A 25376-nucleotide genomic window follows, 5' to 3' on the forward strand; every position below is an offset into this window, starting at 1 on the left:
TTTAGCTTCTCACTAAGGTAAAAGATGACACAGAACCAGCTTTGCCTTTCTCCAATAAACAGCGGGCAGCATAGTGCAAAGTGGCTCCCGTAGTATAAAGATCGTCGATTAAAACGATATCCATACCCTCAACGGAGCTGTTTTTTGTTTCAAAAACATGCTCTGAAAGCAGGCGCTCCGTTTTCTTTTTCTTAGACTGCTTTTCATGATTCAAGCGGATGAGAGGATTGAGGATGGGCCGGTTTAAGCATTCAGCAAGCATTTGTGACTGGTTAAAGCCGCGTTCTGCTTTCCGTTCTTCGCTTAACGGAATGGGAACGAGCACAAGGCGTTTATCTGGATAGACAGCAGAGAATTCTGAGGAAAAGTCATTTTTAAAAGCGCTTATTATCGCTGCATCTCCCCTGAATTTCATTCGGGCGAGCGTTTCTTTCATCATGTCATTATATAAGTAAACAGAACGGTTTTGACTGAGCCTTAAGCCGTCATCTATTCTTGATTTCCATGCCTCGCAATCCGCGCACACTTCATGAGCGGTTTGAGGCCTGCCGCAAAGCGGACAGATGGCCCCTTTGATGATCTGTAATTTGTTTCTGCAGGACTGACAGACCCTGTCGTCAGGTTTTAATAAGAATAGTGAGCACCATGAAACAGCTTGAGAAAATTGTGAATCACATAATAGACAGATCAGTTTTTTAGAGCCTCCTCCTGTCTCGTTTCGCATTGATCACTCGGATTCTCCGATACCACAGCAGCTGCTTCAGCCAAAATCACAAGCATAGCCGTGTTTTTCTGTTTATCTACCAGCTCAGCTTTCGTATATGCAATCTTTTTTAAATCAGTGACGTAAGCTGGTCTTACTTGGTTTAAAGAAAGTGCAAGTACATCATTTTTGCATACTTGGCAAGTGCAGGTCATATGAAGCTGATCCATATATCGGTCAAGAAGTTCTTCCATCATGATTTCTTTTGAATTGACAAGCATTTTTACAGCTCCTCATTAGTTATATGAGTATACTGTATCATGTTTTTAAATATTAACTAGTCTATCAATTTATTTTTTAAAGCCAATTCATTCATTATTTTTATATGTTTTCTTGCCTCTATCATACTCTTTGTTTTTCCGAAGTGAAAATAAATGACATCGCCGTCTGCATGTTTTTTATGCCGTCCTGTCCTTCCCGCGATTTGCACAAGCGCGCTTTCCGTAAAGATGGGCGATTCTGCCCCTAAGATGCCTGTTTGGACCATAGGAACTGTGACACCTCTTTCCAATATTGTTGTTGTGATTAACAGATCAAACTGACCGTCTCGAAATTGCTGCACTTTTTCTTTTCTGAGCTTATCTTCCGCATGTACAGCCGCTGTTCGATAATTCATGTTTTTAAAACAGGAAGCAGCTTTTACCAGAACAGAAATGGAAGGAACAAATAAAAAAACGGGCCTTCCTTCTTTCACATGCTGTTCTATCCATCTTTTTACCGCATTTGGGATTTTGTTTCGGGTTAATTTCTTTTTCCAGTTTCCGCACCACTGAAAGCGCGGTTCAGGCAATGGCTTCCGATGGTATCTGGCCGGTATGCGAACGGATTTTAACTCACCTTTATATGTTTTTCTTTTTAATTCTTTAGGAGGTGTTGCGCTTAGATAAACAAGAGTGCTGTTTTTCTTTCTCGCTTTTTGAACAGCGAATTGAAGAGTTTGATCAGCGGAATATGGAAAAGCATCCACTTCATCAACGATCATGACGTCGAATGCGTCTTTATAGCGCAAAAGCTGATGGGTTGTGGAAATCATAAGCGGAGATAAACGCCCTTTGTCATCACTTCCTCCGTATAGAACTGAAATATCAGCACCCTGAAATGCAGCCTTCAGTCTCGGAGCAAGCTCTAAAACAACATCGGTGCGCGGGGTCGCAATACAAACACGCAGTCTTAGATTTAATGCCGATTCTATACCTTGGAATAATAATTCAGTTTTACCTGCGCCGCAAACAGCCCAAATAAGGAGCTCTTCTTGCTTCGAAATTGCTTCAATTAAGACGTCAGCTGCCTTTTGCTGTCCGCTTGACAGCTTTCCATCCCAAGTCAGTTTTATAGGCTTCCAGTTTGCCTCTGCCTCCTTGCACCAGGAATATAAAGAAATATCCTCACTCACTCTGCCCATCATGACACAAGAGCGGCAGTATACTTTATCTTCTCCTGATGAAATATACGAAGAAAAATACTGTTGATCATTTTGACCGCATCTATTGCATCTATATCCCCATTTATTTTTTGATATAGACTCCTCGGCAGATATATAACCATGCTCGATATGCCAATCAATGATCTCGTCAGAAAATGGGATTTCTGTTTTAAGCAGATGACGGCCCTGAAGCTGCTGCTGCAGTTCTTTAGAGAATAGGCTGTTCGATTCTGATGTCTTAGTCTGCATAGTACGGCCTCCTTGCGAGATATTATGCCGGAATGAAAATATTCTGTCTAACAGCTAAAAAAAGAATATAAAAAAATCTCCGCTTCTAAAACGGAGATTTCATCATTTATTTAAAACACCAGCAGATTCCTATTGCACCTTCACCAAGATGAGTGCCTATAACCGCACCAAAGTAGCTGTTATAAAATTCAACATGCGGATATTTTGCAGAGAGCTCTTCAATAATACTCGATGCTTCTTCTTCTCGATTAGCGTGAATAACGGCAGCTTTCATCGGCATGCCCTTACTCGCGTCTTCATCTAAAAGCTCGTAAATCCGCGAAATCGCTTTTTTGCGTGTACGGATCTTCTCAAAAGGCACAATTACCTTATTGTCAAAATGAAGAATAGGCTTTACCTTGAGAAGACTCCCAATAAAGGCTTGAGCACTGCTTAATCGTCCGCCTCGCTGAAGATGTGTTAAATCATCCACCATAAAATATGCCCGAACGGTTTTTTTCATTTCTTCCAGTTCTTTTATAATATCTTCCGGCGATGACGCTCCATTTCTGATCAATTCAGCTGCTTTCAGAGCATAAAAACCTTGAGCCAGACAGCTGATCTCTGAGTCAAACGGGTATACTTCAATATTATCGACCATTGTATTCGCTGCAGCTGCACTGCTGAACGTTCCGCTAATTCCGCTAGAAAGATGAATACTGATCACCGCATCATATGACTTGCCGAGCTCTTCATACAAAGCAACCAGCTCGCCGATCGCAGGCTGAGAAGTGGATGGAAGCTCTGTATGCTTTTTCACTTCTTGGTAAAAGCTTCTCCAGTCCATTTCTGTTTCTTCATGATATGTTTCATCCCCAAAAACAACCTGGAGAGGAATCATGTGTATATGATTTTGTTCACGCATTTCTTTTGGAATATATGCCGTACTATCTGTTACTACTGCAATATTCATAGCTTCGTTACCTGCCTTATCACTTTATGACTCTATTGTAAGGGAAACAGAAGCCTAAAAAAAGACCTGCCTCAAAAAGGCAAGTCCAATTTCATGCTATCTCATTTCTACCCAACCATTTTTAATGGCGACCACCACGGCTTGCGTCCGGTCGTTTACATTCATTTTTTGTAAGATATTGCTGACATGGTTTTTAACAGTTTTTTCACTGATAAACAATGATTCACCGATGCCACGGTTGCTTTTTCCGTCTGCAAGCATTTGCAGCACTTCACATTCCCGTCTTGTTAAAATATGTAATGGTCTGCGAATCTCTGGATAGACCTCATGCTGAGGATGAGCAGAAACTCCGCTTGTTGCAAGACGTCGGAATTCGTTTACGAGGTTGTGAGTAACCTTCGGGTGAAGGTAAGAACCGCCCTCGGCAACTACTTTAACCGCTTCAATTAGTGTATCAGCATCCATCTCTTTCAGCAGATAACCTCTTGCACCTGTTTTCAGGGCATGTGTTACATAATTCTCGTCATCGTGAATTGATAGAATAATTACTTTAGATTCAGGATACAGCTCTACAAGCTGCTTTGTAGCTTCCACGCCATTTACGTTCGGCATATTGATATCCATGATCACGACATCAGGATGATAGTGCTCAACAATACGAGCCGCTTCATCTCCGTCGTCTCCTTCCGCTACCACTTCAAAGGTAGGTTCAAAATCCAATATCCGCTTAACACCTTCACGAAATAACTGATGGTCGTCGATAATAACAATGTTTACTTTAGTCACAAGCCACGCCTCCTTGTATTATTGTTCTATATACTCTGGTATTCGGTCAATATGCCTTTTGGCTCTATTTTACAAATCATAGTCAAAGAGATAACGGAACCTTAATCATGATAAATGTCCCAAGACCTATTTTTGAATCTATAGTCATGGTCCCTTCCAATAAATCTACTCTTTCTTTCATTCCAAGCAAGCCGAATGATTTGTTTTTCTTCTCTTTCGCTTCCTTCAGGTCAAATCCTTTGCCGTTATCTTTTATCATTAAAATCACAAAATCCTTTGTAATCTCAACTTTGACTGTAATTTCTTCAGATCCAGAATGCTTTAACGCATTGGATACAGCTTCCTGTGCGAGTCTGAAGAGCGCAACTTCAAACTGAGGCGCGAGTCGTTTGTCCTCCGTATCGCCGATGCACTGAAAATGTATTTTCACCTTACCGTTATATTCTTCGGTTGTATATAGATATTTCCGCAAAGTTGGAATCAGGCCTAAGTCATCAAGGGCCATCGGTCTTAAATCATATATAATCCGTCTCACTTCGTAAAGAGCATTCCGCACATTTTGGCGGAGATTTTTGATTTCCTGGAATCCGTCTTCAGCGCCTCGGTCTCGGAAAATCCGTTCAATTAATTCCGATCTCATCATAACATTTGCCAGCATTTGTGCAGGACCGTCGTGAATTTCTCTCGAGACTCTTTTTCTCTCTTCTTCCTGCGCTTCAATAATTCTCAAGCCAAAATCCTGTTTTGCCTGCGCATCAGCAAGAAGCAGCCCAACCTCCCGAAGATCCTGATTCAGATAGTTCAGCACGACCGTAATCTGGCTCACTAGTGATTCTGAGCGTTCGATGATTTCCTGAAGGCCTAACAGTCTGCGTTCCAAATCGTCCCGGCGTTCGCGCAATTGCTTTTCACGCTGCTGGATCATCGTCAGTTCTACTTGCAGCTTATGGGCTTTTTCATAAGCGTTGCGGATTTCTTCTTCACTGAATCTATGAAAATTGCGGCTGACCTCGGATAAACGGTTTCGCGCATGGCGGGTTTGCACTTCAAGTTTATCACCAAGCTCGATGACTTCATAAACCTGCTGTTTAATTTGTTTCAGTTCTTCGACCAGCTGTTCATACTGCTGGCGTGACTGCTCCCCGATTTGAAAAACCTCATCCTTGCTCCCGTCAACGGTTTTCAGCATCTTCATCAAAATAGAATCCAGAACTTTGGAATCCATCTTTGTTTTATTCATAATTTCCCTCCGTCACGGTGTTGTCATATATTTTTATTATAAATGTAATTGATCTGCAAATTGTGTCGAATTATAATGAAAGAATGCGTATATTCTAGAAAAAAACAATTTTATGTACCTTCTTACTCTTTATGATAACAAAATACGCACAAAAATTCTAAAGACTGTACGAATTTGTATAGGCGGTCTTTTATGCTTAGCAGGGGGTCAGCAAGCATGCTGCACAGCTATTTTACTGTGAAAGAAGCAGGAGAACACGAGATTGTTATAGAAAAATCGCGTTTTATCTGTCATTTAAGCCGTGTTTCTACCGAACAAGAAGCACAGGAATTTATACAGAAAATAAAGAAACAGCACTGGAATGCAACTCATAATTGCTCAGCTTACGTAATTGGCGAAAACGATCATATCCAAAAAGCCAATGATGACGGAGAACCGAGCGGCACCGCAGGAGTACCTATGCTCGAGGTGCTAAAAAAACGCGGACTTAAGGATACTTGTGCTGTTGTTACGCGTTACTTCGGCGGCATAAAGCTGGGAGCAGGCGGTTTAATCCGCGCTTATGGGAAGTCAGTGTCTGAAGGATTAAACCATATAGGTGTTGTAGAACGGAAGCTTATGAGGGTTATGCATACTTCCGCAGATTATACTTGGCTTGGCAAGATTGAAAATGAATTAAGGGAATCACCTTTTCTATTAAAAGAAATTCATTATGCAGAAAACGTAGAATTCGAAGCATATGTAGAAGAAAAAGAAACACAATCGTTTTCTGAGTGGATGACAGAGTTAACAAATGGAAAAAGTGATATTACAGAGGGAGAGTTGACGTATCTTGAAAAAGCCGTCAATCACATAAAGGAGACTGAATAATGGCTGAACGCGTTAGAGTGCGTGTGCGCAAAAAGAAAAAGAGCAAACGCAGAAAAATTTTAAAAAGGATTATGTTGTTGTTCGTCCTTGCATTATTGGTAGTTGTAGGTCTCGGAGGATATAAACTATATAAAACCATTAACGCTGCGGATGATTCATACGATGCGCTTTCCCGCGGAGATAAATCAAATCTTCGCAGTGAAGTTGTAGATATGAAGAAAAAACCATTTTCTATTTTATTTATGGGAATCGAAGATTACGCGACAAAAGGACAAAAAGGGAGATCTGACTCTCTTATTGTAGTTACCCTTGATCCAAAAAATAAAACCATGAAAATGCTGAGCATTCCGCGCGATACACGTGTGCAATTAGCAAGTGACACAACCGGCAGCAAAACAAAGATCAATTCCGCTTACAGCAAAGGCGGAAAAGATGAGACTGTTGAGACTGTTGAAAACTTCTTGCAAATCCCAATCGATAAATATGTAACAGTCGATTTTGACGGATTTAAAGATGTTATTAATGAAGTTGGCGGTATTGATGTAGATGTACCTTTCGACTTTGATGAAAAAAGCGATGTGGACGAAAGCAAACGTATTTATTTCAAAAAAGGCGAGATGCATTTAAATGGTGAAAAAGCCTTGGCGTATGCCCGCATGAGAAAGCAGGATAAACGCGGAGATTTCGGCCGTAATGACAGACAGAAACAAATTTTAAACGCGTTGATCGATCGGATGTCCAGCGCAAGCAATATTGCAAAAATTGATAAAATCGCAGAAACAGCCAGTGAAAACGTAGAAACCAATATTCGCATTACTGAAGGTTTAGCCTTACAGCAAATTTACAGCGGCTTTACCAGCAAGAAAATTGACACGCTGTCAATTACTGGTTCTGATTTGTATTTAGGGCCTAACAACACGTATTATTTTGAACCGGATGCTGCGAATCTGGAAAACGTCAGAAAAACGCTTCAAGAACATCTAGATTATGTTCCTGATACTAGCAGTTCAAGCACTGACAGCTCCAGTACCGATGGCTCAACATCAGACAGCACTGGCAGTTCAAGCACTGACGGAAGCACTGCAACAGACGGCACTACGAGCGGAAGCGGCTACACAAATGACAGCAGCACAAGCTCAAACGGCACAACAAATTCAACAACTGACTCATCATATTGAAAAAAAGCCCGGTCCTTTAACGGATCGGGCTTTTTTGCGCAGAAAAAACACCGGCTCATAGAACCGGTGTTTTAATTTCTTTTCACAAGACGTTTATAGAATTTTGTAAATGGCTTAAAACGTTCATTCACGAGTCCCGTAACTTCTGCTATTATTTGCATAAATATAATTAAGATAAAGATAATAAACAGGGAAAGCCAAATTGTAGCGCTTTTCAGCACGATTGCACTGATGCTGAAAATAAATCCAATCAGGTAGATGACAATGACCGACATCCGATGTGAAAGGCCAAAGGCCATCAGCCTATGGTGAATATGTGATTTATCGGGCGCCGAAATCGGCTGTTTGTTTAGTATCCGTCTTATGATTGCAAATGTTGTGTCAAAAATCGGCACGCCTAATATAATAATCGGAATGACAATACTGAACAATGTTACGCTTTTATACAGCCCTAACAATGAGAGAATGGAAATGACATACCCTAAAAACAGTGATCCCGTATCCCCCATAAAGATTTTTGCCGGATGAAAATTGTAGAACAAAAATCCGAGCGTACTTGCGATAACAACTAATGAAAGTGACAGAATGAGTACTTTTCCGCCAGATAACGCCATAACTGCAATCGTGGACAGGCCGATAACAGAAAGACCTGCTGCAAGGCCGTCCAATCCGTCAATCAGGTTCATCGCGTTTGTGATGCCGACAATCCATAATACAGTCAGCGGATATGCCATCCAGCCCAATTCAAATCGCTCAGCTAAAAAAGGTACTGAGAAAAAGTCCATTTTTAAGCCTGTGCTTACAATCATAATAGCTACGGCTAATTGAATGATAAATTTAACTTTTGCGCTTAATTGATATTTATCGTCAAGAATTCCCAACACAATAATGATAAATGCCCCGACTGTGATAGCCGTCATTCTTGTTTCTGTGTATATACCGGATACAAGCACACCTGTAACCACCCCGATAAATATGGCCAGCCCGCCCATTCGGGGCATGATTTTATCATGTACTTTTCGATTGCCGGGCTGATCAACTGCACCTATTTTAATCGCAATCCTTTTTACGATTGGGGTTATGATTAAAACCGTTAGCAGCGAGACAATAAACGCAACAACAATGCGAATCATGCGTTCGTCAAGCATAAAGAAGTCTCCTTTGGAATTATATGAAGTCTTTATTTATATAGAGAACCGTTCCTTCCATTATACCTTCTCCTTAGTTATTATAACAAGCTTCATCAAAAAGAAACACGTATAATCAAAAAACGCGCATCCCAATTAAAGGACTACGCATGTTTTTGAATACCTGTATATTTCATGATTTGTTTGAATAAAACATTCCAATCTTGTGTTCGGGCAATGTTTCGCCGCATCTCTTTGTATGTCTCGTCTCCGTCTTTTTCAAGCACTTTCTCGCACGCAGTTATAAAATCATTATGGTCATTGCCTTCCATATATTCGTAAATATACGGCTTTTGCATTTTAGAAGTTGACGGAAGGTTAGAGCCGACGACCGGCTTTCCTGCTGCTAAAAATTCAAATAGCTTAAGCGGGAAAACCGCTTGGTTATAGGATGACTTTTTATAAGGCATAATACCGACATTAATCAGTTCCATAAAATGCGGAACTTCTTTCGGATCTGCCGGTCCCGTCCATATCACATTGGAAAGCTTCAGAAGCTCTTGAAACGCTGTGTCACCATTGGTGGCGTCCGGGCCGACCCATAAAAATGTCCAATCGGGTTTTCTCAGAGCCGCTTCTTCAATCAATTTAAAATCCAGCTTTGGTTTAATCCCGCCGATAAATCCCAGTACAGCCCCTTCTCTTCCCTGCAAGATGCTTCGATCGGGAACCGCTTTATGTTCTGAAAACAGGTCATATTCAACACCGTTTTCAATGGTATGAACCTTTTCTTGTCCCGCTGTCAGCTTTTTGTCAACTTCATTGTGCAGGTACTCTGATGAACAAGTAATGGAATCGGCACGCTCGATAATTCGCAGCTCCGCTGTTTTGATGACTTTCCGCCTGAACTCGGAAAGCATATTGGAACGTCCGCTGATCGGCGCCGCCCACAAGTCACTGCAATCATAAATCACCTGATCCCAAGGATACAGGGAAGACAGCAGCGGGAATCCGGGAAACGTGTACCATAAGCAGCAGCGTTCACCTCTGGCTGAAGCGGATTTCAGCTCTTCTAATAAAGGTGAGAGCTTATGCTTATAAAACACATCGGTATACCGTCCGAAGCGAAACATTTTCTTTTGCAGCAAGTCCTTTACGGCAAACTGCCGGATGCCGGAGTGAACTTGCTGAAATTCCATCCTTTGGGTGCGCGGAGCCGGGCAGACCCAGATGACTTCCTTTGTTTCTTCCTGAGCAGCTAAAAATTCAGCCAATCGATGCCGTCTGTACCTCAATTGATCTTTTCCCCATTCAGCAGTAGCCACGATGACGTGAATCATTGCTTTTGTTTCCACCTTCATCACCTTTTCTCTCTGTTTGCGGTTACAGTCTTTTTTTCACCGCGTTTTTCGCATATTGAACAAAACACCATGTCGCTTTCATTAAATGGAGCCGTTCGATCTCTCTGTAGACAAACCATGTTTTTTTTGCAGCCTTCCATTTGTTGCTTGAAATCGAATTATTGACAAGCCGGTATTCAGCTAAACACTCATTCATTCCGTAAGCTGTAAAACCCTTTTTTAAAAGAGACAGCCATGTTGCCAAGTCTTGCCTCGTTCTAATATTCGGCATTTGGATCTGTCCCGTCTGTTCCCTGTCAATCATCACCGTTAGACAGCCGATAATGGTATTTTTAAGAGCATCATCATATGTCAGGCTTTCGGGAGCATGAATGAATTTATCCATCGGCACCCCGTCCTGCGACATTAAACTGTAGCCTGTAAAGGAAAACGCACAGGACCGCTCCATCATAAAATCAAGCTGCCTTTTCAGTTTGTCTTTTTTCCATTTATCATCACTGTCCAAAAATGCCACATAGCGTCCTTGGGCATGTTCCAGCGCTTTATTTCTTGCTATCGCGGCTCCGCTGTTCTCTTCCAGAAAGATCACATGAATTCTTTCATCTATCTTCTCATACTGCTTTAAAATGTCGCGTGTGCCGTCCGTTGAGCAATCATCCACGATAATCATTTCCCAATGAGGGTGGCTCTGATCTAACACTGAATGAATCGTGTCTTCAATATAGTCACGCGCATTATAAGAAGGTGTAATGACAGATACGAGAGGTTTCCAGTTGGTCATGATCACATCTCCATCGTATGATTTTAGAAGGACTCTCTGAAAAATTCAGGAATGACAACGAACATAAAGGCAATCGTTATGCCGATCAGAACACCCAGAACCGCTTTCTTTTTCGGGGACATTCCTCCGCCTGATGCCTCACTTACGGTTTCAGAATCAACGGCACTGGCCGCTTTCAGATTAAGCTGTGTGTTTTTCAGCTCATACAAAAATCTTTCTTTATCCACCTTGGAATCCTCGCTCACCGTTTCACCTTCCAGCGCGTCTATGCTGCGGCGGATGACGGCTTCTCTTTCCTCAAACAGCTTTTGGTCGTTTTTGAGAAAGGTGGAGGAAACAGCGTTTAACACCGATTCGGTTCTTTCCTGATCTTGGTCGGCATAGCTCAAAGACAGTAAAGACTTAGATTCCGATTTCACGGTGAGCTTCTCTTTGATCTCCGCAAGATCTTCATCTTTTTCGTCAGGAAGCGCCTCCTTCAAAAAAGCATCACTCCTCAGCAGGAGCGGAATCTCTTCTGTACTGTTATAAACCGGATGATCATAGCTCCCCACAGCTAAAGTAACCTCAGCTGTGTAACTCTTTTTATCCGCGATTTGGGACGGCAGTATATATCCCGCCGCACCTAAAATAAGCGGCACTAATATAATCCAGATGATATTTTTCTTTATGCGCCGGGCTAATCTTATCACTATATCCTTCATATAAGTCTCCCTGCTTTTTTGTAGTCTGTTTACCGGTATATGGGCTCAAGCTGCTGCCTGGATCGCCTTAAGACATTCACCGCGGCGATGACGAGCGCCAGAAATACCCAATGGAAAAATAAATTTGAGACAGAGCTTGGGCTGATGCTGGATACCAGAAAACTGACCATAGCTGTGATGAGCCCTTCTGTGATCAGTCTTGACTGATTTTCCATTTTTCTTTCATAAAACTTGTAAAGCACCCATATCAGGTATAAATAAATGGCCAGATAGCCGAGCATGATAAGCAAGCCGAAGTTTGCCAGAATCTCTACCAGCCAATTGTGCACCTCTGTCACATTGTCAGTATCATATAAAGCATGATGCTCAAGATAATAAGACACATTGCCTGCGCCCACTCCGAATCCGTATGAGTCAAGGAAGAAGTGCCATGCGTTTTTTAACAGATTGGCTCTGGCCACATTGGACGGAAGCGTCTCTTGGAATGAATGAGACGTCTGAGGAGCCAGGAACAGCTTCCAAAACACTGCGAAAATCCGGCTGGCAAAAAGAGCCGCAAAGACCGCAATTCCTGCTGCCGACAGCCAAATAGCGATTTTTTTCAGAACAGGCGGCAAGACAATAAAAATGTAGACGGCTATTCCCGCAAAAACGCCCAGCAGGCTGGCTCTGGAACCAGTCGCAAAGATTAAATACAATGTACCAAGCGAGAGCACAAGGCCAATTCCCTTTAAGTAACCGTTCTTTATGTTTTTCACCATTGCGATGTAAAAAAAGAAACTGATCGACAAAAATGTCGCAAAATCATTTTGATTAAAAAAGACTGAGGTCGGATAATGCTGCTTATATTCCGGTCCGCTGTACAAAGTCGAACTCGGGAGATGATGATGCGTGATATGATTGTAAAAACCGATGATCATCAGAAATACCGTCATCACCAGCCAGATGGAATAAATAATCATCAGACGTTCCATTTTTTGCACATACATCACAATAAGATAAATAAAAAATATCCCCATCGCCAGCAGGGCTAAATATTTCAGACCGTCTGTAACTGATTTGGCCCATAGCAAGGAAACAAGGCCATATAAAAACCAAAAGGCGAAAAAGAGCAAAATCCCTTTTACTTGCAGCCCGTTCCACTTTTCAATATGTGTTCGGCTCCGCAGTACCCCCACAAGATGGAGGCAGCCGGCGGCGATGAGCAAAAGCCGATAAAGAAACAAACTAAAGAATCCAAGATGAATCGCGAAAAAAGCATTATTTAAAAAAGTGCAGGCAATCAAAATATAGATGACGGCCATAAACAGCTGTTCTTTTGTTGTAAATGATGCTGCAAGCGTCAGCGCAAACAGGCCGATAGCCAATACAGCGAGAACGGCAGCCATCTGCGTAAGACCTGTATCTGTGCGGATGGCTCCCAGCAATAGGACGATCCCCAATATGACAGCGGCCAGTAACGCAAGCGTATGAACCGCTGAACGTTTGATACTCACATGCTTAACCCCTTTCCTGATGTTTCAGGAGCCGGCGGCCGAGCCTAAGCAGCCGGCACTTCAAACAAGTAACCCTTTTTCTTTTTATAAATTGACACTCCCCAAATCCTTAGCCAGTTCTTCCATTGGCAAAGCCGGAAAGTAGCGGTCGGAAGGTTCTGTTCCCCGAACCGCAGGACGGCCGATGGAGTGATAAATGTATCCCGCAGCCTGCATTTCTTCGAGTGAAAATATATTTCTGCCATCGATGATGATTGGCTGTTTTAAAAGCATTTTTGCTTTTACAAGCTCCATTTCTTTTACTTCCGGCCAATCGGTCAAAATAAGGCATGCGTCGGTTCCCTCCATCGCAGCATACACATCTGTGTAATACTCGGTCTGGTCGCCAAGGACTGCTGATGCCTCCGGAATGGCAATCGGATCATATGCTTTCACTTGTGCGCCCAGCTGCTGCAGCATTGGAATGATATCGAGAGCTGGAGCGGACCTCACATCGTTTGTATTCGGTTTGAAGGCCAATCCGAGCACGGAAATGGTTCTCCCTTTTATGCTTCCCATCACAGTTAAGAGCTTATCTACAATGTGAACGCGCTGCTTTTCATTTGTCTCAATGACGGCTTCTATGAGCTTAAATGGATAGCCGGCCGTTTTGGCAATTTGAAGCAGTGCGGTTGTATCCTTAGGAAAGCAGGAGCCGCCAAACCCAATACCCGCTTTCAAGAACTTTCTGCCGATCCGGCTGTCGAGCCCGACGCCGTCAGCAACTTTTGAGACGTCCGCGCCGACTCGCTCGCAAATGTTCGCGATATCGTTAATAAACGAAATCTTTGTAGCCAAAAATGCATTTGCAGCATATTTAATCATCTCTGCACTTTCTAAATTCGTTTTAATAACAGGAGCATGAAAAGGCTGATGCAGTTCCTCTATGATGGAAGCGGCTTTATGACTGGTAGATCCAATGACGGCACGCTCCATATTCATCGTGTCATGAATCGCTGAGCCCTCCCGAAGAAATTCAGGGTTGGATACAACATCAAAGGAGCATCTTCCCTTCGAAGCTTTTTGAATGATAGATTGAACCAGTTTTCCAGTACCGACTGGGACTGTGCTTTTATTGACAATGATTTTGTAGCCGGTGAGATGTTCACCGATCGTTTTCGCAGCCGCTTTGACATACGTTAAATCAGCTTCGCCTGTTTTAGACATCGGGGTCCCGACTGCAATATAAATAATGTCTGAAGCCCGAATGGCAGACGGAATATCGTTAGTAAAAGACAGGCGCTGTTCTAACACATTTTTTTCAACTAAATCTGCAAGCCCTGGTTCATAGATTGGGATTACTCCGTTTTTCAGACTTCTGATTTTTGATTCGTTGATATCACAGCAAATCACTTTATTTCCGATTTCCGCAAAGCAGGTGCCTGATACGAGTCCTACATATCCTGTTCCAATGACAGCAATTTTTTTCACAGCCCTCATCCCTCTCCTGTAAATTCATCTTCCTATTTATATTGGTCGCAGTTACTTACGATTAAACAGGTGTTTTCAGAACCATCTGATACTGATCATACAGCGCCCTGGCATTTTTCCCGGCGTCATATTGAGTGTGAATGATTTGATATAATTCATCTGCCACTTCCGGCTGCCATATTTGATCTTGTGCGTATAAAGAGATCGTGTTTGCTAAGGCTTGAGCTGATTTCGGTTCAATCAGCAAATGCCGATGCTTTCCGAATAATGAAGCCACTCCACCGACATCTGTACAGATGACAGGAACCCGCAGCGCCAGCGCCTCGATCACAACAGTCGGCATTCCCTCGCTATAAGAAGGGAGCACAAACATATCTGCGGCGAGCAAATACTCTCTCACCCTGTGATTCGGCACTTGGCCTGTTACAATATGTCCCTTTTGCATCAGCAAAGATTTTGCGGGGCCGTCTCCCACAAAAACAGCTCGAGGCGCTTCCTCCATCATCTCAATGGCTTCTGACAATTCAAAAATGCCTTTTTCCTTAACGAGCCTGCCCACATAGACAGCAAGGTGCTGGTCAAGCGGGAGCCCGAGGTTTTTTCTGATTTCTTCTTTTGTCTGATCATTTTCCTGAAAACGGCTGAGCTGTATGCCGATCGGCAAAACCGTACTGTCAAAGCCAGAAAGTTTTTTGGTTTCTTCCTGAAGCTTTTCGCTGACTGCAAGAACTGCGGATGCGGAACCAACCGCAGTTTTGAAGGCTTTAAACGCGCCTTTGCTGTAGTGAGGATAGACATTCACATCACTGCCATGCAAAGTTAAAATATACGGAATCCCGATTGTCTTTGACACGACTGCCGCAGCCCCGCCCGAAGGCATAGCAAAGTGCGCATGGATCAGATCAGGGTTCAAATCATGCTGTTTAATGGTTTTTAAAACAGCTGCCCCAATGCGCCGGTGCGGCTGAGCCCATTTCAGCTGGCCGGGAACAGCGGGATAGAAAGGCCGGTAAACCGGGATTCCTTTCCGTATCTCATATTCTGGTCTGGCATCCTTTTTTCGGTATGCCTTTTTCAGCATACGGACAGGCGCAGGGTGAAAAGGTCTTGGGCATATCACGGTGATATCCAGCCCGAGCTTCAGCAGCTCTTGCACCTGTGTTTCATGAAACACACCCTCGCCGGGTTTCAGACTGCTTGGATATACGCTTGTGATCCACAAAATCTTCATGACAAACGTCCTTTTCTTAGTAGTTTGCTTTTCATCTGAGGGTACGCTTTACCCAAAAGAAAGAGATAGCAGAGCGCCCCGGCCGCCACTGAAATTGCCAGCCTCATTTCCGCCTGCAAGCTGAAGCGTTCTGTTCCTAAACTCGCGCCGAACGCGATAACGGCCATACCCGCTGTGATCAGAAACGGCTTCATAACGGCTTTAAAATAAGCTGAAAGATTGAGCTTAATGACATATGCCAGCAGCCAGCGACCGATTAGAAAATTGAAAACGCTGATGACGGCATATACCCAAGCGACAGTCAGAAGATTGCCCGTCTGAACAGCTGCAAACAGCGACAAACCATACAGCAGCATGACGCCGGAGTCCCAATAAAAAGCCAAATCTGCTCTTCCTTTAGCAAGAAGCACAGAACCATTCGGATTCATCAGCACCCTGAGTATCCCGACGATGGCAAGAACATTCAGAACAGGGACAGCAGCAAGCCATTTTTCTCCGAAAACAGCTGCGATAAAGGCGTCTGACACGGATACGAGCCCGATTAACAGCGGGAACGATACAAGCGCAAGCATTTTTGTCATATTCAGAAAGCCTTCTCTGATCACGCTGTTTTCGTATTTGTTTTTGGCGAAAATGGGAAACGCGACCCGCGTCACAATCGGATTAATTTTCAAAACCGGAATGGTGACAATCTGGTAGGCAAGATTATAAATGCCCAGCGCTTCGGCACCGATAAACCGGCCGATTAAGATCATATCGATGTTCGCTCCCAGCCTGTTCACAAGACGGGATGAAAGCTGAAAGGCTCCAAAGGAGAAGAACTCCTTCATTCCCCTTAGATCAAAAACAAAGGATGGGCGCCATTTTTTTTGGTATACAGCCCAGAATAGAATCCCTTTACTGGACTGCAGCAGCACCTGAGAAACCACGTACGCCAAAATCGCATCCGTCATAAAAACCGCTATCGCTAAATATCCGAAGGACAATACATTTGAAAAAATCTCTATTTTGCTTAACGTATTAAATTGCAGCTCCTTCTGCAGCATATACTGGTACTGCTGTCCGATCGGAGCTACCAAAAACATAATCCCCAAAATCCTGATGAGAAACACAAGCTCTTCTCTTTGATAAAATCCCGCAATGACGGGACTGCACACATATAAAAGCACAAACAGCAAAATGCCGGTCATAATGTTCAGCCAATACAATGTTGACAGCTGGCGCTCCGTGGCGTCATCTCTTTGAATTAACGCGGCGCCAAATCCCATATCAAGCACAATCTGGGCGAATATTGTAACCGTTGTGATCATGCCGACGAGTCCAAATTCCGTTAAGGTCATCATATTTCCAAGCAAGGCAAACTGAACGATTTGAATGATTGTAATACAGATTGTTGAAACACTTGTCCACTTTGCGCCGCTCATGATTTGTTTTGTAATACTTGGCATCATATTCCCTACTTCTTTTTAAGCTCAGTTTGATGGCGAATGCAGATGTTTATCTTGCACCATCACCTGTCAAGACTACTTTACAAGTTTTTAACATAATTTTTAATTCCAACATGAAAGTCAGATTGCGAATGTAATATAAATCAAATATAAGCTTTTCCTTCGGCGTCATGTCGTAACCGCCGTTCACCTGCGCCCAGCCGCTCAATCCCGGTTTGACAGCCAGACGCTGTGTAAACCCCGGAATCTCATTCTGGAACTTTTCCGTAAACACTGGACGTTCCGGGCGAGGTCCAATCATGCTCATATCGCCTTTCAGCACATTAAACAGCTGAGGAAGCTCGTCAATTCGCGTTCTTCTGATAAATGCTCCAATTCGTGTCACCCGCGGATCCTGCTTCTGCGCCCAAACCGCCCCAGACTTCTCGGCATCTATTTTCATGGAACGAAGCTTATAAAGCTTAAAAGGTTTCCCGCCTTTTCCTACACGCTCCTGCGTATAGATGGCAGGCCCCGGCGTCTCCAAACAAATCAATATTGAAAATACCGCAATCATTGGCAGCGCAACCACCAATCCAATCAGCGCAAACCAAATATCCATCACGCGCTTTACTGCCAAATAACGAGCCGTTTTTTCAGATAATGCAAATGATGCTTGCTGCACTGAGAATTCGCGACTCACATTCATGCTTTTTTCTGCACCCACTGACACACACCTCACGATTTGTTTGGGATGTTATGATGACCTATGCCAGTCAGTTTAGCAGACGGATGTTAATTGGTTGTAAATGGATTGTTAAGAAGTGTGAATTTGTTATTTTTTCTGACATTTCTTTGTTAACTTTTTATTGTTTTTGACACTTTTTTTAAAAACTAAGCATTTTGTATAAAAAAAGAGACAAACCGTTTTACATCGATTTGTCTCTTCAATAGAAGCATTTTAATATTGAAAGTAAAATTTTGATTTAGAGGTTGTCAGCTTGTATTGAACCTCAACCGTTTTTCTAAAAAACAACATAAAGCTTTGTTCCGCGTTCTTTTTATCTAGGATAATCGCTTGATTATCCTCTTTTGCACTGATTTTATTATTTGATGTATTTATCGCAAATTCAACTAATCGCTGGTCTTTTTTAACATTAGACAATTGGTCAAGCAAACCCTGAATATTTATCGTTAATTTAGTGCTATCAGGCTCTAAATCAACACGTTTTATCGGCAATGAGATTTCAGACTGGCCGGTATTTACAATAATTTTCGAATGATTTGGCAGACAGATTTGTTTACCGCTAAAAATAAATGATAAATCTTTTGTTTCTGCTTCATAAGAAAGTTCAGCTTCTGTATAGGCATGTTTCTTTATATCAATCGAAAGATTATCATAATTCATTGTAAAATATGGTCTGGCGCTATAGACAAACAAAGCATTATGACCCAGATACATAGCTTTTGTTGAATATTTGTAAGAAGCTCGATTATTCCCTACTCTTGCTCTAAGTTTGTAGCTGTCTACTGATGATTCAATGAAGAAATCCCAAACTCCTAAATCTTCTTCAGCAGATGCAATCTCATCAAACAGACATTCAAATGCAAATGTTGAATTATCAAATGAAACTGGCGAAATATACTTCTCCGCCTTAGTATTGCGATGAACAAATACGCCAGTAAGAGATTGGTTTTTGTTCGTTTCATCATCCAACAATTTGTGTTTAATTGTTCCTTGAATGCTGAGCATACGGTCACTAAATTCAATATTCTTCAGATAATGTTCAAGTTTGTTTTTATAATTTACTTTTAATAGCTCTTCAGAAACTTGATAACGCTCTAAGCTAGGGTAACGTGCAATAAGATTACCTTCATGCACCGTACAGAACTTTTTGATGTCTTGTTCCTCACGCTCATACTGGGTTAATCCTTGTAAATCATTATTCCGAATAAACAGAAGCCGTAATTTGATATGCGGTAATACAAACTGATCAGCCTCTTCAGGGACTGCATGAATAAATGATGAGAGATATTGAAACCATTCTGCTCTTTCTTTCTCATTTTTCATTTTGATCGTGACATTTTTTGTCCGAGAGAAATCGAAATGCCTATTTAAAAATACTGCCATCAGCTTAATTTTTCTCTCTTCTTCCAAATCACTTGCTTTGATTGCAGAGATAATATCTTCCATTGCTCCATAAAAATTTTCTGGAGGAACATAAGCAACACTCATATGTTCGCCGTCTCTTTTGACCAGATAGTAATAATCATAGTCAGCTGAAACAGATATCTTCTTTGCTTTCAGATAAGCATTCATCGTGAAGACTTGATCCTCTGCTGCTTTTATGTGAGTAGGAAACGTTAAGTGATTCTCTTTTAAAAGTGAAGCTTTAAATAGTTTTTGAGGTCCAAGGGTAAACACGATTTTGGAATCAACCAAATCAACATCCGGATTTGTTTCCTTAAACATCGATTTCGGTACTCCTCTTCCGTTTATCCCTTTTAATTTTCCTAAAGTAATATCAGATTGATTCTCTTTTGAAAAATTATACCATCTCAACAATGCTTCACTGCCTAAATAATCATCGGAATCAACAAATAAAATGTACTCACCTTTGGCAATTTTTATTGCGTCATTCCGCGGAGCACCTGGTCCGCCTGAGTTTTCCGTTCTTTCAACAACAACAATGTTTTCATATTTCTGTTTATATTGATTCAATATGTCTAAAGACGAATCCGTAGATTTATCATCGACACATATAATCTCATAATCCTCTTTAGGCATTGTTTGATTAACTAAGCTGTCAAGACATTCAGAAATAAGATCTTCAGAATTATATACAGGTATAGCAATGCTTATTTTCATCGATTACCTCACTACCCTACTGGGTCAGAATAAATATTTTGATTCATTTCATTATAGCAAAAACAAATATCAAAAAAAATATACCTAAGTTTAAATTATGTTAAACTTTTACAAGGTAGGCTCATTTCAAATTCATTTTACCGTATAAAAAAGCTTGCCAGCAATTCCTGATAGGTTTGCCGACAAGCCGTATCCAAGTAAGTACTTATCTTTCTAGTAATAGCCGATAATTCCCTCATATATCGCTTGCGCTGCTTTTTCTTGGTATAAAGCACTCTTTAACTTACTAGCGTCATTTGCATTTGATATGAATGCCAGCTCCACTAAACTGCTTGGCATCGTCGACTCTCTGATCACATGGAAGTTTCCGATTTTCACGCCGCGGTTTTGAGTATTCAGCGCTTTATAGAGCCGGTTTTGTATTTCTGTCGCAAGGCGTTTACTGTTGTCTGACTCATACTTTGTATAATAGTATGTTTCTGTTCCAGTAGCAGCCGGGCTCGCTGAATTGGAGTGAATACTTACAAACAGGTTAGCATTGTTGCTTTTGGCTTTTGCAACACGTTCAGAAAGCTCTAAGAATACGTCCGTTGATCTGGCCATAATCGGTATAGCTCCGCCTTTAGAAAGTTTGCTGTTTACGAGCTTTGCAACGGCAAGGTTAACGTCTTTCTCCTTTAATCCGTTCCCGACCGCTCCGCTGTCGTATCCTCCGTGTCCAGCATCTACAAATACCTTTTTACCTACCATTACATTTTTAAGCTGGTTGACAACATTTGTTGTAACTGAAATGGTTCCCCCAAGTACAGTGAACGTATTCTTGCTATTTGACCCGATGGCTGCTCTTGTAGCAGTCGGCAGTGAACCGGCATCCGTAAATAACATCGGACGATTTTGCTTGGCCGCCAGGACAGAACCCGCTAAAGCATCGGCATATGTATAGCCATTGCTGACAAAAGCGGCTTTTGATGAAGAATAATACTTTTTCGCTATGTTTGCAGCGACCTCGAAACGGCTGTTTCCGCCGATTCTTGTTGGAGAAGGAAGCTGGCTGTAAACACTTTTTGAGACACTGATTTCACCACCGACCACTATAGTCGATGACGTTCCTTTACTGCTCATCGCATTTTTTGTCGGTGTCGGAATTGAGCTTGCCGTTGTTAACAAAATCGGAATTCCATTGCGTGCAGCATAAGAACCGATTGCCAGACTGTCAGCATATGCCGTTCCATTTGCGATGACTGCTTTAGAATTTGAAGACAATTTCTTAGAGATATTTTGGGCAACCTCATAGCGGCTTCTTCCGCCAATACGTTCCACTGTGGAAACACCCAGGTTTTTCATTTCACTTACAACATTGTTGGAAACACTGATCGTTCCGCCAATTACGATGACCTTGCTCGGTTTGAGCTGGCTGATTCTGTTTTTAGTCGGCGCAGTCAGTTTAGATGATTCAGTTAATAGAATAGGAGCATTGTATTTATAAGCCAGAGGAGCTGCAGTTAATACATCGGCATAGGCTGTTCCGTTCGCCACAACAACTGTGCCCGCGCTGCTCCAGCCTTGTTTTGAAACATTCACAGCAACTTCATATCTGCTTGCCCCATCCAGTCTTGTGACAGAATTGGCCGCAAAAGCATTTGGTACAAACAACACGACTCCCAATATCAGGATTGGTATGCTTTTAAGAAAGATCCGCAAAGATAGTCCCTCCAAAGATTGATAATGATTCATACATCAAATAACGAACGAAGGAGGCAGCAGCGCCTCCCTGAACTTCTATCAATCTTTTAATAGCTTGATAGAGTCGTTCCCGGATAGTAAAAACTTAAAATCGTTGTATATGATTGCCCGGCAGCAGCTCTGGCATTGGCCCCGTACTGACTCATGCCTATACCGTGTCCGTAACCTTTACCGCTAATGATAAAAGCACTTGTATTGCTTGAGACAGACGCATATGTACTCTTCATATTTGAAGCGCCAAGCATTGTTCTAAGCTGTGTCGTCGGTACAGAAATTGTCGCTGTTTTTTCACTCAAACTTCCATTCGAAAGGATGTAACCATTTGATTTCTCTTTTGCGAAATATGAAAATGTTACATCTGCTGTTTCCGGACGCTGGCCGGCTGTTTTTGCCGTGCTGAATTTCACACTGGAAATTTTCGTGATTTTGATAGACTCGGCATTGCTGTTTTTATTTTTAATAAACCAGCTTTTCAAACCGCTTAAATAGGCAGAGTTTGTTTCATTTTTAGAGTTCCACCACGATCCCGGGCTTTTTAGATTCAGACTGCTTTTATCCAGCTGGGTTTTGTTTAATGACAGGGACCAGCTGATTTGCGGGTCGTACGTATCTTTTTTGGCGATTAAATAAGGAAGCTGGCTGCTCCAGACCTCGCTACTCGCTTCTGTATATCCGCCGTTACTTGATGAATACGTAGCTGAAATCAAATTCCCATTGTATTTCAAGACTTTTCCTCTTGTGGATTCTACCACTTCAGAAGTCTTCGAATTCCAGTCATAGCCGCCGTATACCTGAAAAGCAGTAGTATCCTTCACTTCTTTTCCGGCCGAGCTGATGGAATAGGTTCTCGCTGCGACAGCTTGAGCCTTTAGCGCCTCTTTCTGCCAGCTTGCCGGCATTTCGTGCGGAACAACACCCTTTAAATAATCCTCAAAAGGGATATCCACGTTGATCGGGCGAACGTACTTACCGGACTCAATCGTAAATTTCATGTTTCCGAGATACGGCGTTCCATTCAAGCTAATAGAATTTGTTGTTGCGTATTTTTTAGGCTTTGCGGTAAAAGAAGTACCTAAAGTTTTAATGGCAGTGCTGTTTTTATAGAGTACTAGGTTCCCGCCGGACAATTTAACTGAATACCCTGTCCCCGCAAAGGTATCAGCCAGGTTATTTTTCAGCGAATCACTGATGGAGATGCTTCCTCCAAGCAGAGCAAATGACTGTGTCCCTTTTTCCGCCACTACATCAGCGACTGGTGACGGCAGGCTGCCGGATTCAACAAGCAATAAAGGACTTCCCTGCTTTGCTGCAAGCACAGACCCCGTCAATGCATCCGCAAAGGTTTGGCCGTTCGACAAGAAAACCTTTGTTGCTTTCATATTTAATTCTTTTACGATATTGGCAGATACTTGATAACGGGAAACCCCGCCAATCCGTTTCACAGTCGCTTGTTTTTTTAATGTGGTTTCCACGCCAGTGCTGACACTCAACGGACCGCCGACGATTGTAACCTTGCTCGGAATTTTATAATCGCTGCGGATGTTATTGTCTCCCGCAAGTAATATCGGATAACCGTTCATTGCAGCATATGGCGCAATTGACAGGGCGTCTGTAAAGACCATGCCGGTTGCCACTACAGCTTGACTGTAATTCCCCATGCGGTCGGCGATGTTTTTAGAAACCTCATAACGGGTAGCCCCGCCAATCCGATCAATAGAACCATATTTTTTCAATGTGTTTTCTACATTTTTAGAAACGCTTATTGTCCCGCCAATAATGAGGATATTATCAGGGTTTAATTTCGCAATTTCGCTTTCTGTTTTAGGTGTTAAAGAATTCGCATCTGTTAACAGAATCGGAGCATCGTATTTTTTAGCCAGCGGTGTTGCTGAGAGCGCATCCGCAAAGGCATCTCGGTTCACAATGACTACAGTTGTAGGGTTTGTCCAGCCCGCTGAAGCAACATTATTGGCAACATCAAAACGAGTAGCTCCCCCATACCGCTCTGTATCTGCAATTCTTGAACCAGAGATCTCATAACCGCCTGTTATATCCACATCCAGACTTGACTTACTGCCTACATAATTACTCAGCTTTACCGAAATGGTTTTATCAGCGGCTTTTGCAGACTGCATAAATGCCGGACATGCAAAAGCCGCTGCAGTGACTGACGATAGAAGCAAAAGCTTCATTTTTTTCAAAACATGTAAACCCCCTAAGAAGTTAAATTACTTCGTCTCTAAATCTTTAAGCTCTAGGACGCCATTTGTTCCTTTAGTATATTTGACAACAACTTTTTGTCCTTCTGAAATGCTGTTCATTTTGTCCTGAAGGTCTGAACCAACCTGAATCGAAGTTTCTTTACCATCAATAGTGACTGCAATCGTATGGCTGTCTGCTAAACCGGCAAACGTGCCTTCCTTCGTTACAGTCTCTTCAGCAGCCGAATCCTGGCTTTCTGAATTTGTCTCTGAACCTGTTTTGTTCTCAGCTGTGCCACAGGCAGATAAAAGAAGCAGCATTGAGAACATTAAAATAGCGATTTTTTTCATTCCTATATCACCTCTCCTCTTTTTATCGACAATTTTAAGCTTATTTTAAGATTTCTTTCAAAACAACGAAAATTTTTTGCGGATTTTCTTAAATTACCGAAACATTTGTTACAAGCCGTCGTCTATTGTAAAGAACCAGACAAATTTTAGTTGTTTTCAAATATTAAGAAACTTATAATCGAACTAGATTACAAAAAAGTGAGGACATTATTTATGAGAGTTGAAAAAAGAAAGAAAAAGAGAAAGGTTTTACTTGTCATTTTAACCATACTGGCAGTGTTCGTCCTCTGTACAGGCGGTTATGCATACTACTTATGGCATAAAGCCGCTTCAACCGTGGCAAGTATTCATGAAAGTATTGATAAATCCAAAAAGAGGGATACAGAGGTTAATATCAATAAAAAAGACCCGTTTTCTGTTTTAATTATGGGGGTGGATGAACGTTCCGGCGATAAAGGACGCGCCGATACACTCATTTATATGACCGTTAACCCAAAAACGAACACCACAGATATGGTCAGTATTCCCCGTGATACCTATACAAAAATTATCGGAAAAGGCACGATGGATAAAATCAACCATTCGTACGCATATGGCGGTACACAAATGACAGTTGACACGGTTGAAAATTTCCTCGATGTTCCGGTCGATTATTTTGTAAAAGTCAATATGGAAAGCTTTAGAGACGTGGTTGATACACTCGGCGGCATCACAGTTAACAGCACATTTGCGTTCAGCTATGACGGTTATTCATTCGGCAAAGGAGAAATCACACTGAACGGAAAAGAAGCATTAGCGTATACACGAATGAGAAAAGAAGATCCAAGAGGAGATTTCGGACGTCAGGACCGTCAGCGCCAAGTGATCGAAGGAATCATTAACAAAGGGGCAAATATTTCTTCCGTTACAAAGTTTGGAGATATGTTTAAAGTCGTTGAAGATAATGTGAAAACCAATTTGACGTTTGATAATATGTGGGATATCCAGTCCGATTACAAAGGCGCCCGAAAACATATCAAGCAGCACGAACTGAAAGGCGAAGGCACAAGAATCAATGACGTCTATTACTATAAAGCAGATGAGAGCGAGCTAGCTGACATCACAAATGAACTGAAAGAAAGCTTAGAAAGCTAAAACAAAAAGAAGCTTCGCAC

The 25376-nt window shown here is 42.1% G+C and carries 22 protein-coding genes; 3 read left to right on the top strand and 19 right to left on the bottom strand.

The window, feature by feature from the left end; genetic code table 11:
* Nucleotide 1 precedes the first annotated feature (1 nt).
* From NYE43_RS18515 to degS, 6 genes are all read right to left on the bottom strand, one after another.
* Nucleotides 2–724 (bottom strand): double zinc ribbon domain-containing protein, encoded by a 723-nt coding sequence (locus NYE43_RS18515; protein ID WP_216393911.1) that lies wholly within the window; start codon nt 722–724, stop codon nt 2–4.
* A complete protein-coding gene (locus NYE43_RS18520) occupies nt 688–984 on the bottom strand; it encodes a late competence development ComFB family protein (RefSeq protein ID WP_024123028.1) in 297 nt (98 codons plus the stop codon). Before NYE43_RS18520 ends, NYE43_RS18515 begins: the two co-directional genes overlap by 37 nt.
* A gap of 56 nt (nt 985–1040) precedes the next feature.
* Complete coding sequence (comFA, locus tag NYE43_RS18525; protein WP_341062355.1) at nt 1041–2435, bottom strand: ATP-dependent helicase ComFA; 1395 nt, start codon at nt 2433–2435, stop codon at nt 1041–1043.
* 106 nt (nt 2436–2541) lie between these two features.
* Nucleotides 2542–3387 carry a DegV family protein gene (locus tag NYE43_RS18530; protein WP_198098077.1) on the bottom strand — a complete coding sequence of 282 codons (846 nt, stop codon included), beginning with the start codon at nt 3385–3387 and terminating at the stop codon, nt 2542–2544.
* Nucleotides 3388–3483: 96 nt separating this feature from the next.
* Entirely contained in the window at nt 3484–4173 is a 690-nt protein-coding gene (gene degU / locus NYE43_RS18535; RefSeq protein ID WP_003219701.1) for a two-component system response regulator DegU, read from the bottom strand.
* A gap of 82 nt (nt 4174–4255) precedes the next feature.
* Nucleotides 4256–5413 carry a two-component sensor histidine kinase DegS gene (gene degS, locus NYE43_RS18540; RefSeq protein WP_024123030.1) on the bottom strand — a complete coding sequence of 386 codons (1158 nt, stop codon included), beginning with the start codon at nt 5411–5413 and terminating at the stop codon, nt 4256–4258.
* Between the two features lie 216 nt (nt 5414–5629).
* On the opposite strand from degS, the gene NYE43_RS18545 reads away from it, so the two are divergent.
* Nucleotides 5630–6283, top strand: a complete 654-nt coding sequence (locus NYE43_RS18545; RefSeq protein ID WP_044159478.1) for a YigZ family protein — start codon at nt 5630–5632, stop codon at nt 6281–6283.
* On the top strand, nt 6283–7461 hold the full coding sequence (locus NYE43_RS18550) for an LCP family protein (RefSeq protein ID WP_024123032.1): 1179 nt from the start codon (nt 6283–6285) through the stop codon (nt 7459–7461). The genes NYE43_RS18545 and NYE43_RS18550 overlap by 1 nt, the downstream gene beginning before the upstream one ends.
* A gap of 71 nt (nt 7462–7532) precedes the next feature.
* Here the strand turns inward: NYE43_RS18550 and NYE43_RS18555 are convergent, their stop codons facing one another.
* The 13 genes from NYE43_RS18555 to NYE43_RS18615 all read right to left on the bottom strand — a co-directional run bounded on the left by NYE43_RS18555 (nt 7533) and on the right by NYE43_RS18615 (nt 24222).
* A complete protein-coding gene (locus NYE43_RS18555) occupies nt 7533–8609 on the bottom strand; it encodes a glycosyltransferase family 4 protein (protein ID WP_010332075.1) in 1077 nt (358 codons plus the stop codon).
* 143 nt (nt 8610–8752) lie between these two features.
* On the bottom strand, nt 8753–9943 hold the full coding sequence (gene tuaH / locus NYE43_RS18560) for a teichuronic acid biosynthesis protein TuaH (protein WP_341062745.1): 1191 nt from the start codon (nt 9941–9943) through the stop codon (nt 8753–8755).
* 28 nt (nt 9944–9971) lie between these two features.
* Entirely contained in the window at nt 9972–10730 is a 759-nt protein-coding gene (tuaG, locus tag NYE43_RS18565) for a teichuronic acid biosynthesis protein TuaG (protein WP_024123034.1), read from the bottom strand.
* Nucleotides 10731–10753: 23 nt separating this feature from the next.
* Entirely contained in the window at nt 10754–11434 is a 681-nt protein-coding gene (gene tuaF / locus NYE43_RS18570) for a teichuronic acid biosynthesis protein TuaF (RefSeq protein ID WP_101859863.1), read from the bottom strand.
* Between the two features lie 29 nt (nt 11435–11463).
* Nucleotides 11464–12930: a teichuronic acid biosynthesis protein TuaE gene (gene tuaE, locus NYE43_RS18575; protein ID WP_216393915.1), complete on the bottom strand. Its 1467-nt coding sequence runs from the start codon at nt 12928–12930 to the stop codon at nt 11464–11466.
* Between the two features lie 84 nt (nt 12931–13014).
* Complete coding sequence (gene tuaD / locus NYE43_RS18580) at nt 13015–14400, bottom strand: UDP-glucose 6-dehydrogenase TuaD (protein WP_095712900.1); 1386 nt, start codon at nt 14398–14400, stop codon at nt 13015–13017.
* A 61-nt stretch (nt 14401–14461) separates the two neighbouring features.
* The gene (gene tuaC / locus NYE43_RS18585; protein ID WP_216393917.1) at nt 14462–15631 is read right to left on the bottom strand and encodes a teichuronic acid biosynthesis protein TuaC; all 1170 of its coding nucleotides are present in this window, start codon (nt 15629–15631) and stop codon (nt 14462–14464) included.
* Nucleotides 15628–17079 (bottom strand): teichuronic acid biosynthesis protein TuaB, encoded by a 1452-nt coding sequence (tuaB, locus tag NYE43_RS18590; RefSeq protein ID WP_095712899.1) that lies wholly within the window; start codon nt 17077–17079, stop codon nt 15628–15630. Before tuaB ends, tuaC begins: the two co-directional genes overlap by 4 nt.
* Before the next feature lie 49 nt (nt 17080–17128).
* Nucleotides 17129–17785: a sugar transferase gene (locus tag NYE43_RS18595; RefSeq protein ID WP_024123040.1), complete on the bottom strand. Its 657-nt coding sequence runs from the start codon at nt 17783–17785 to the stop codon at nt 17129–17131.
* Nucleotides 17786–18019: 234 nt separating this feature from the next.
* Nucleotides 18020–19927, bottom strand: coding sequence for a glycosyltransferase family 2 protein (locus NYE43_RS18600; RefSeq protein WP_284559819.1), 1908 nt, complete (start codon nt 19925–19927; stop codon nt 18020–18022).
* Nucleotides 19928–20140: 213 nt separating this feature from the next.
* On the bottom strand, nt 20141–21628 hold the full coding sequence (locus NYE43_RS18605) for an N-acetylmuramoyl-L-alanine amidase (protein ID WP_268497429.1): 1488 nt from the start codon (nt 21626–21628) through the stop codon (nt 20141–20143).
* A gap of 89 nt (nt 21629–21717) precedes the next feature.
* Nucleotides 21718–23871, bottom strand: coding sequence for a SpoIID/LytB domain-containing protein (locus NYE43_RS18610; RefSeq protein ID WP_341062362.1), 2154 nt, complete (start codon nt 23869–23871; stop codon nt 21718–21720).
* A gap of 27 nt (nt 23872–23898) precedes the next feature.
* Nucleotides 23899–24222: a hypothetical protein gene (locus NYE43_RS18615; RefSeq protein ID WP_105954028.1), complete on the bottom strand. Its 324-nt coding sequence runs from the start codon at nt 24220–24222 to the stop codon at nt 23899–23901.
* A 213-nt stretch (nt 24223–24435) separates the two neighbouring features.
* Here NYE43_RS18615 and tagU point away from each other — a divergent pair, with 213 nt between their 5' ends.
* Nucleotides 24436–25356 carry a polyisoprenyl-teichoic acid--peptidoglycan teichoic acid transferase TagU gene (tagU, locus tag NYE43_RS18620; protein ID WP_341062365.1) on the top strand — a complete coding sequence of 307 codons (921 nt, stop codon included), beginning with the start codon at nt 24436–24438 and terminating at the stop codon, nt 25354–25356.
* Nucleotides 25357–25376: the final 20 nt, after the last annotated feature.

This window comes from Bacillus sp. FSL R5-0434 (genome assembly GCF_038004745.1).
GTDB classification, from domain to species: Bacteria; Bacillota; Bacilli; order Bacillales; family Bacillaceae; genus Bacillus; species Bacillus halotolerans.

Bases quoted from the DNA above. Each gene is read 5' to 3' on its own strand.
- NYE43_RS18515 (WP_216393911.1), bottom strand. From the start codon at position 724: ATGCGAAACGAGACAGGAGGAGGCTCTAAAAAACTGATCTGTCTATTA.
- NYE43_RS18520 (WP_024123028.1), bottom strand. From the start codon at position 984: ATGCTTGTCAATTCAAAAGAAATCATGATGGAAGAACTTCTTGACCGA.
- comFA (WP_341062355.1), bottom strand. From the start codon at position 2,435: ATGCAGACTAAGACATCAGAATCGAACAGCCTATTCTCTAAAGAACTG.
- NYE43_RS18530 (WP_198098077.1), bottom strand. From the start codon at position 3,387: ATGAATATTGCAGTAGTAACAGATAGTACGGCATATATTCCAAAAGAA.
- degS (WP_024123030.1), bottom strand. From the start codon at position 5,413: ATGAATAAAACAAAGATGGATTCCAAAGTTCTGGATTCTATTTTGATG.
- NYE43_RS18545 (WP_044159478.1), top strand. From the start codon at position 5,630: ATGCTGCACAGCTATTTTACTGTGAAAGAAGCAGGAGAACACGAGATT.
- NYE43_RS18550 (WP_024123032.1), top strand. From the start codon at position 6,283: ATGGCTGAACGCGTTAGAGTGCGTGTGCGCAAAAAGAAAAAGAGCAAA.
- NYE43_RS18555 (WP_010332075.1), bottom strand. From the start codon at position 8,609: ATGCTTGACGAACGCATGATTCGCATTGTTGTTGCGTTTATTGTCTCG.
- tuaG (WP_024123034.1), bottom strand. From the start codon at position 10,730: ATGACCAACTGGAAACCTCTCGTATCTGTCATTACACCTTCTTATAAT.
- tuaF (WP_101859863.1), bottom strand. From the start codon at position 11,434: ATGAAGGATATAGTGATAAGATTAGCCCGGCGCATAAAGAAAAATATC.
- tuaC (WP_216393917.1), bottom strand. From the start codon at position 15,631: ATGAAGATTTTGTGGATCACAAGCGTATATCCAAGCAGTCTGAAACCC.
- tuaB (WP_095712899.1), bottom strand. From the start codon at position 17,079: ATGCCAAGTATTACAAAACAAATCATGAGCGGCGCAAAGTGGACAAGT.
- NYE43_RS18600 (WP_284559819.1), bottom strand. From the start codon at position 19,927: ATGAAAATAAGCATTGCTATACCTGTATATAATTCTGAAGATCTTATT.
- NYE43_RS18615 (WP_105954028.1), bottom strand. From the start codon at position 24,222: ATGAAAAAAATCGCTATTTTAATGTTCTCAATGCTGCTTCTTTTATCT.
- tagU (WP_341062365.1), top strand. From the start codon at position 24,436: ATGAGAGTTGAAAAAAGAAAGAAAAAGAGAAAGGTTTTACTTGTCATT.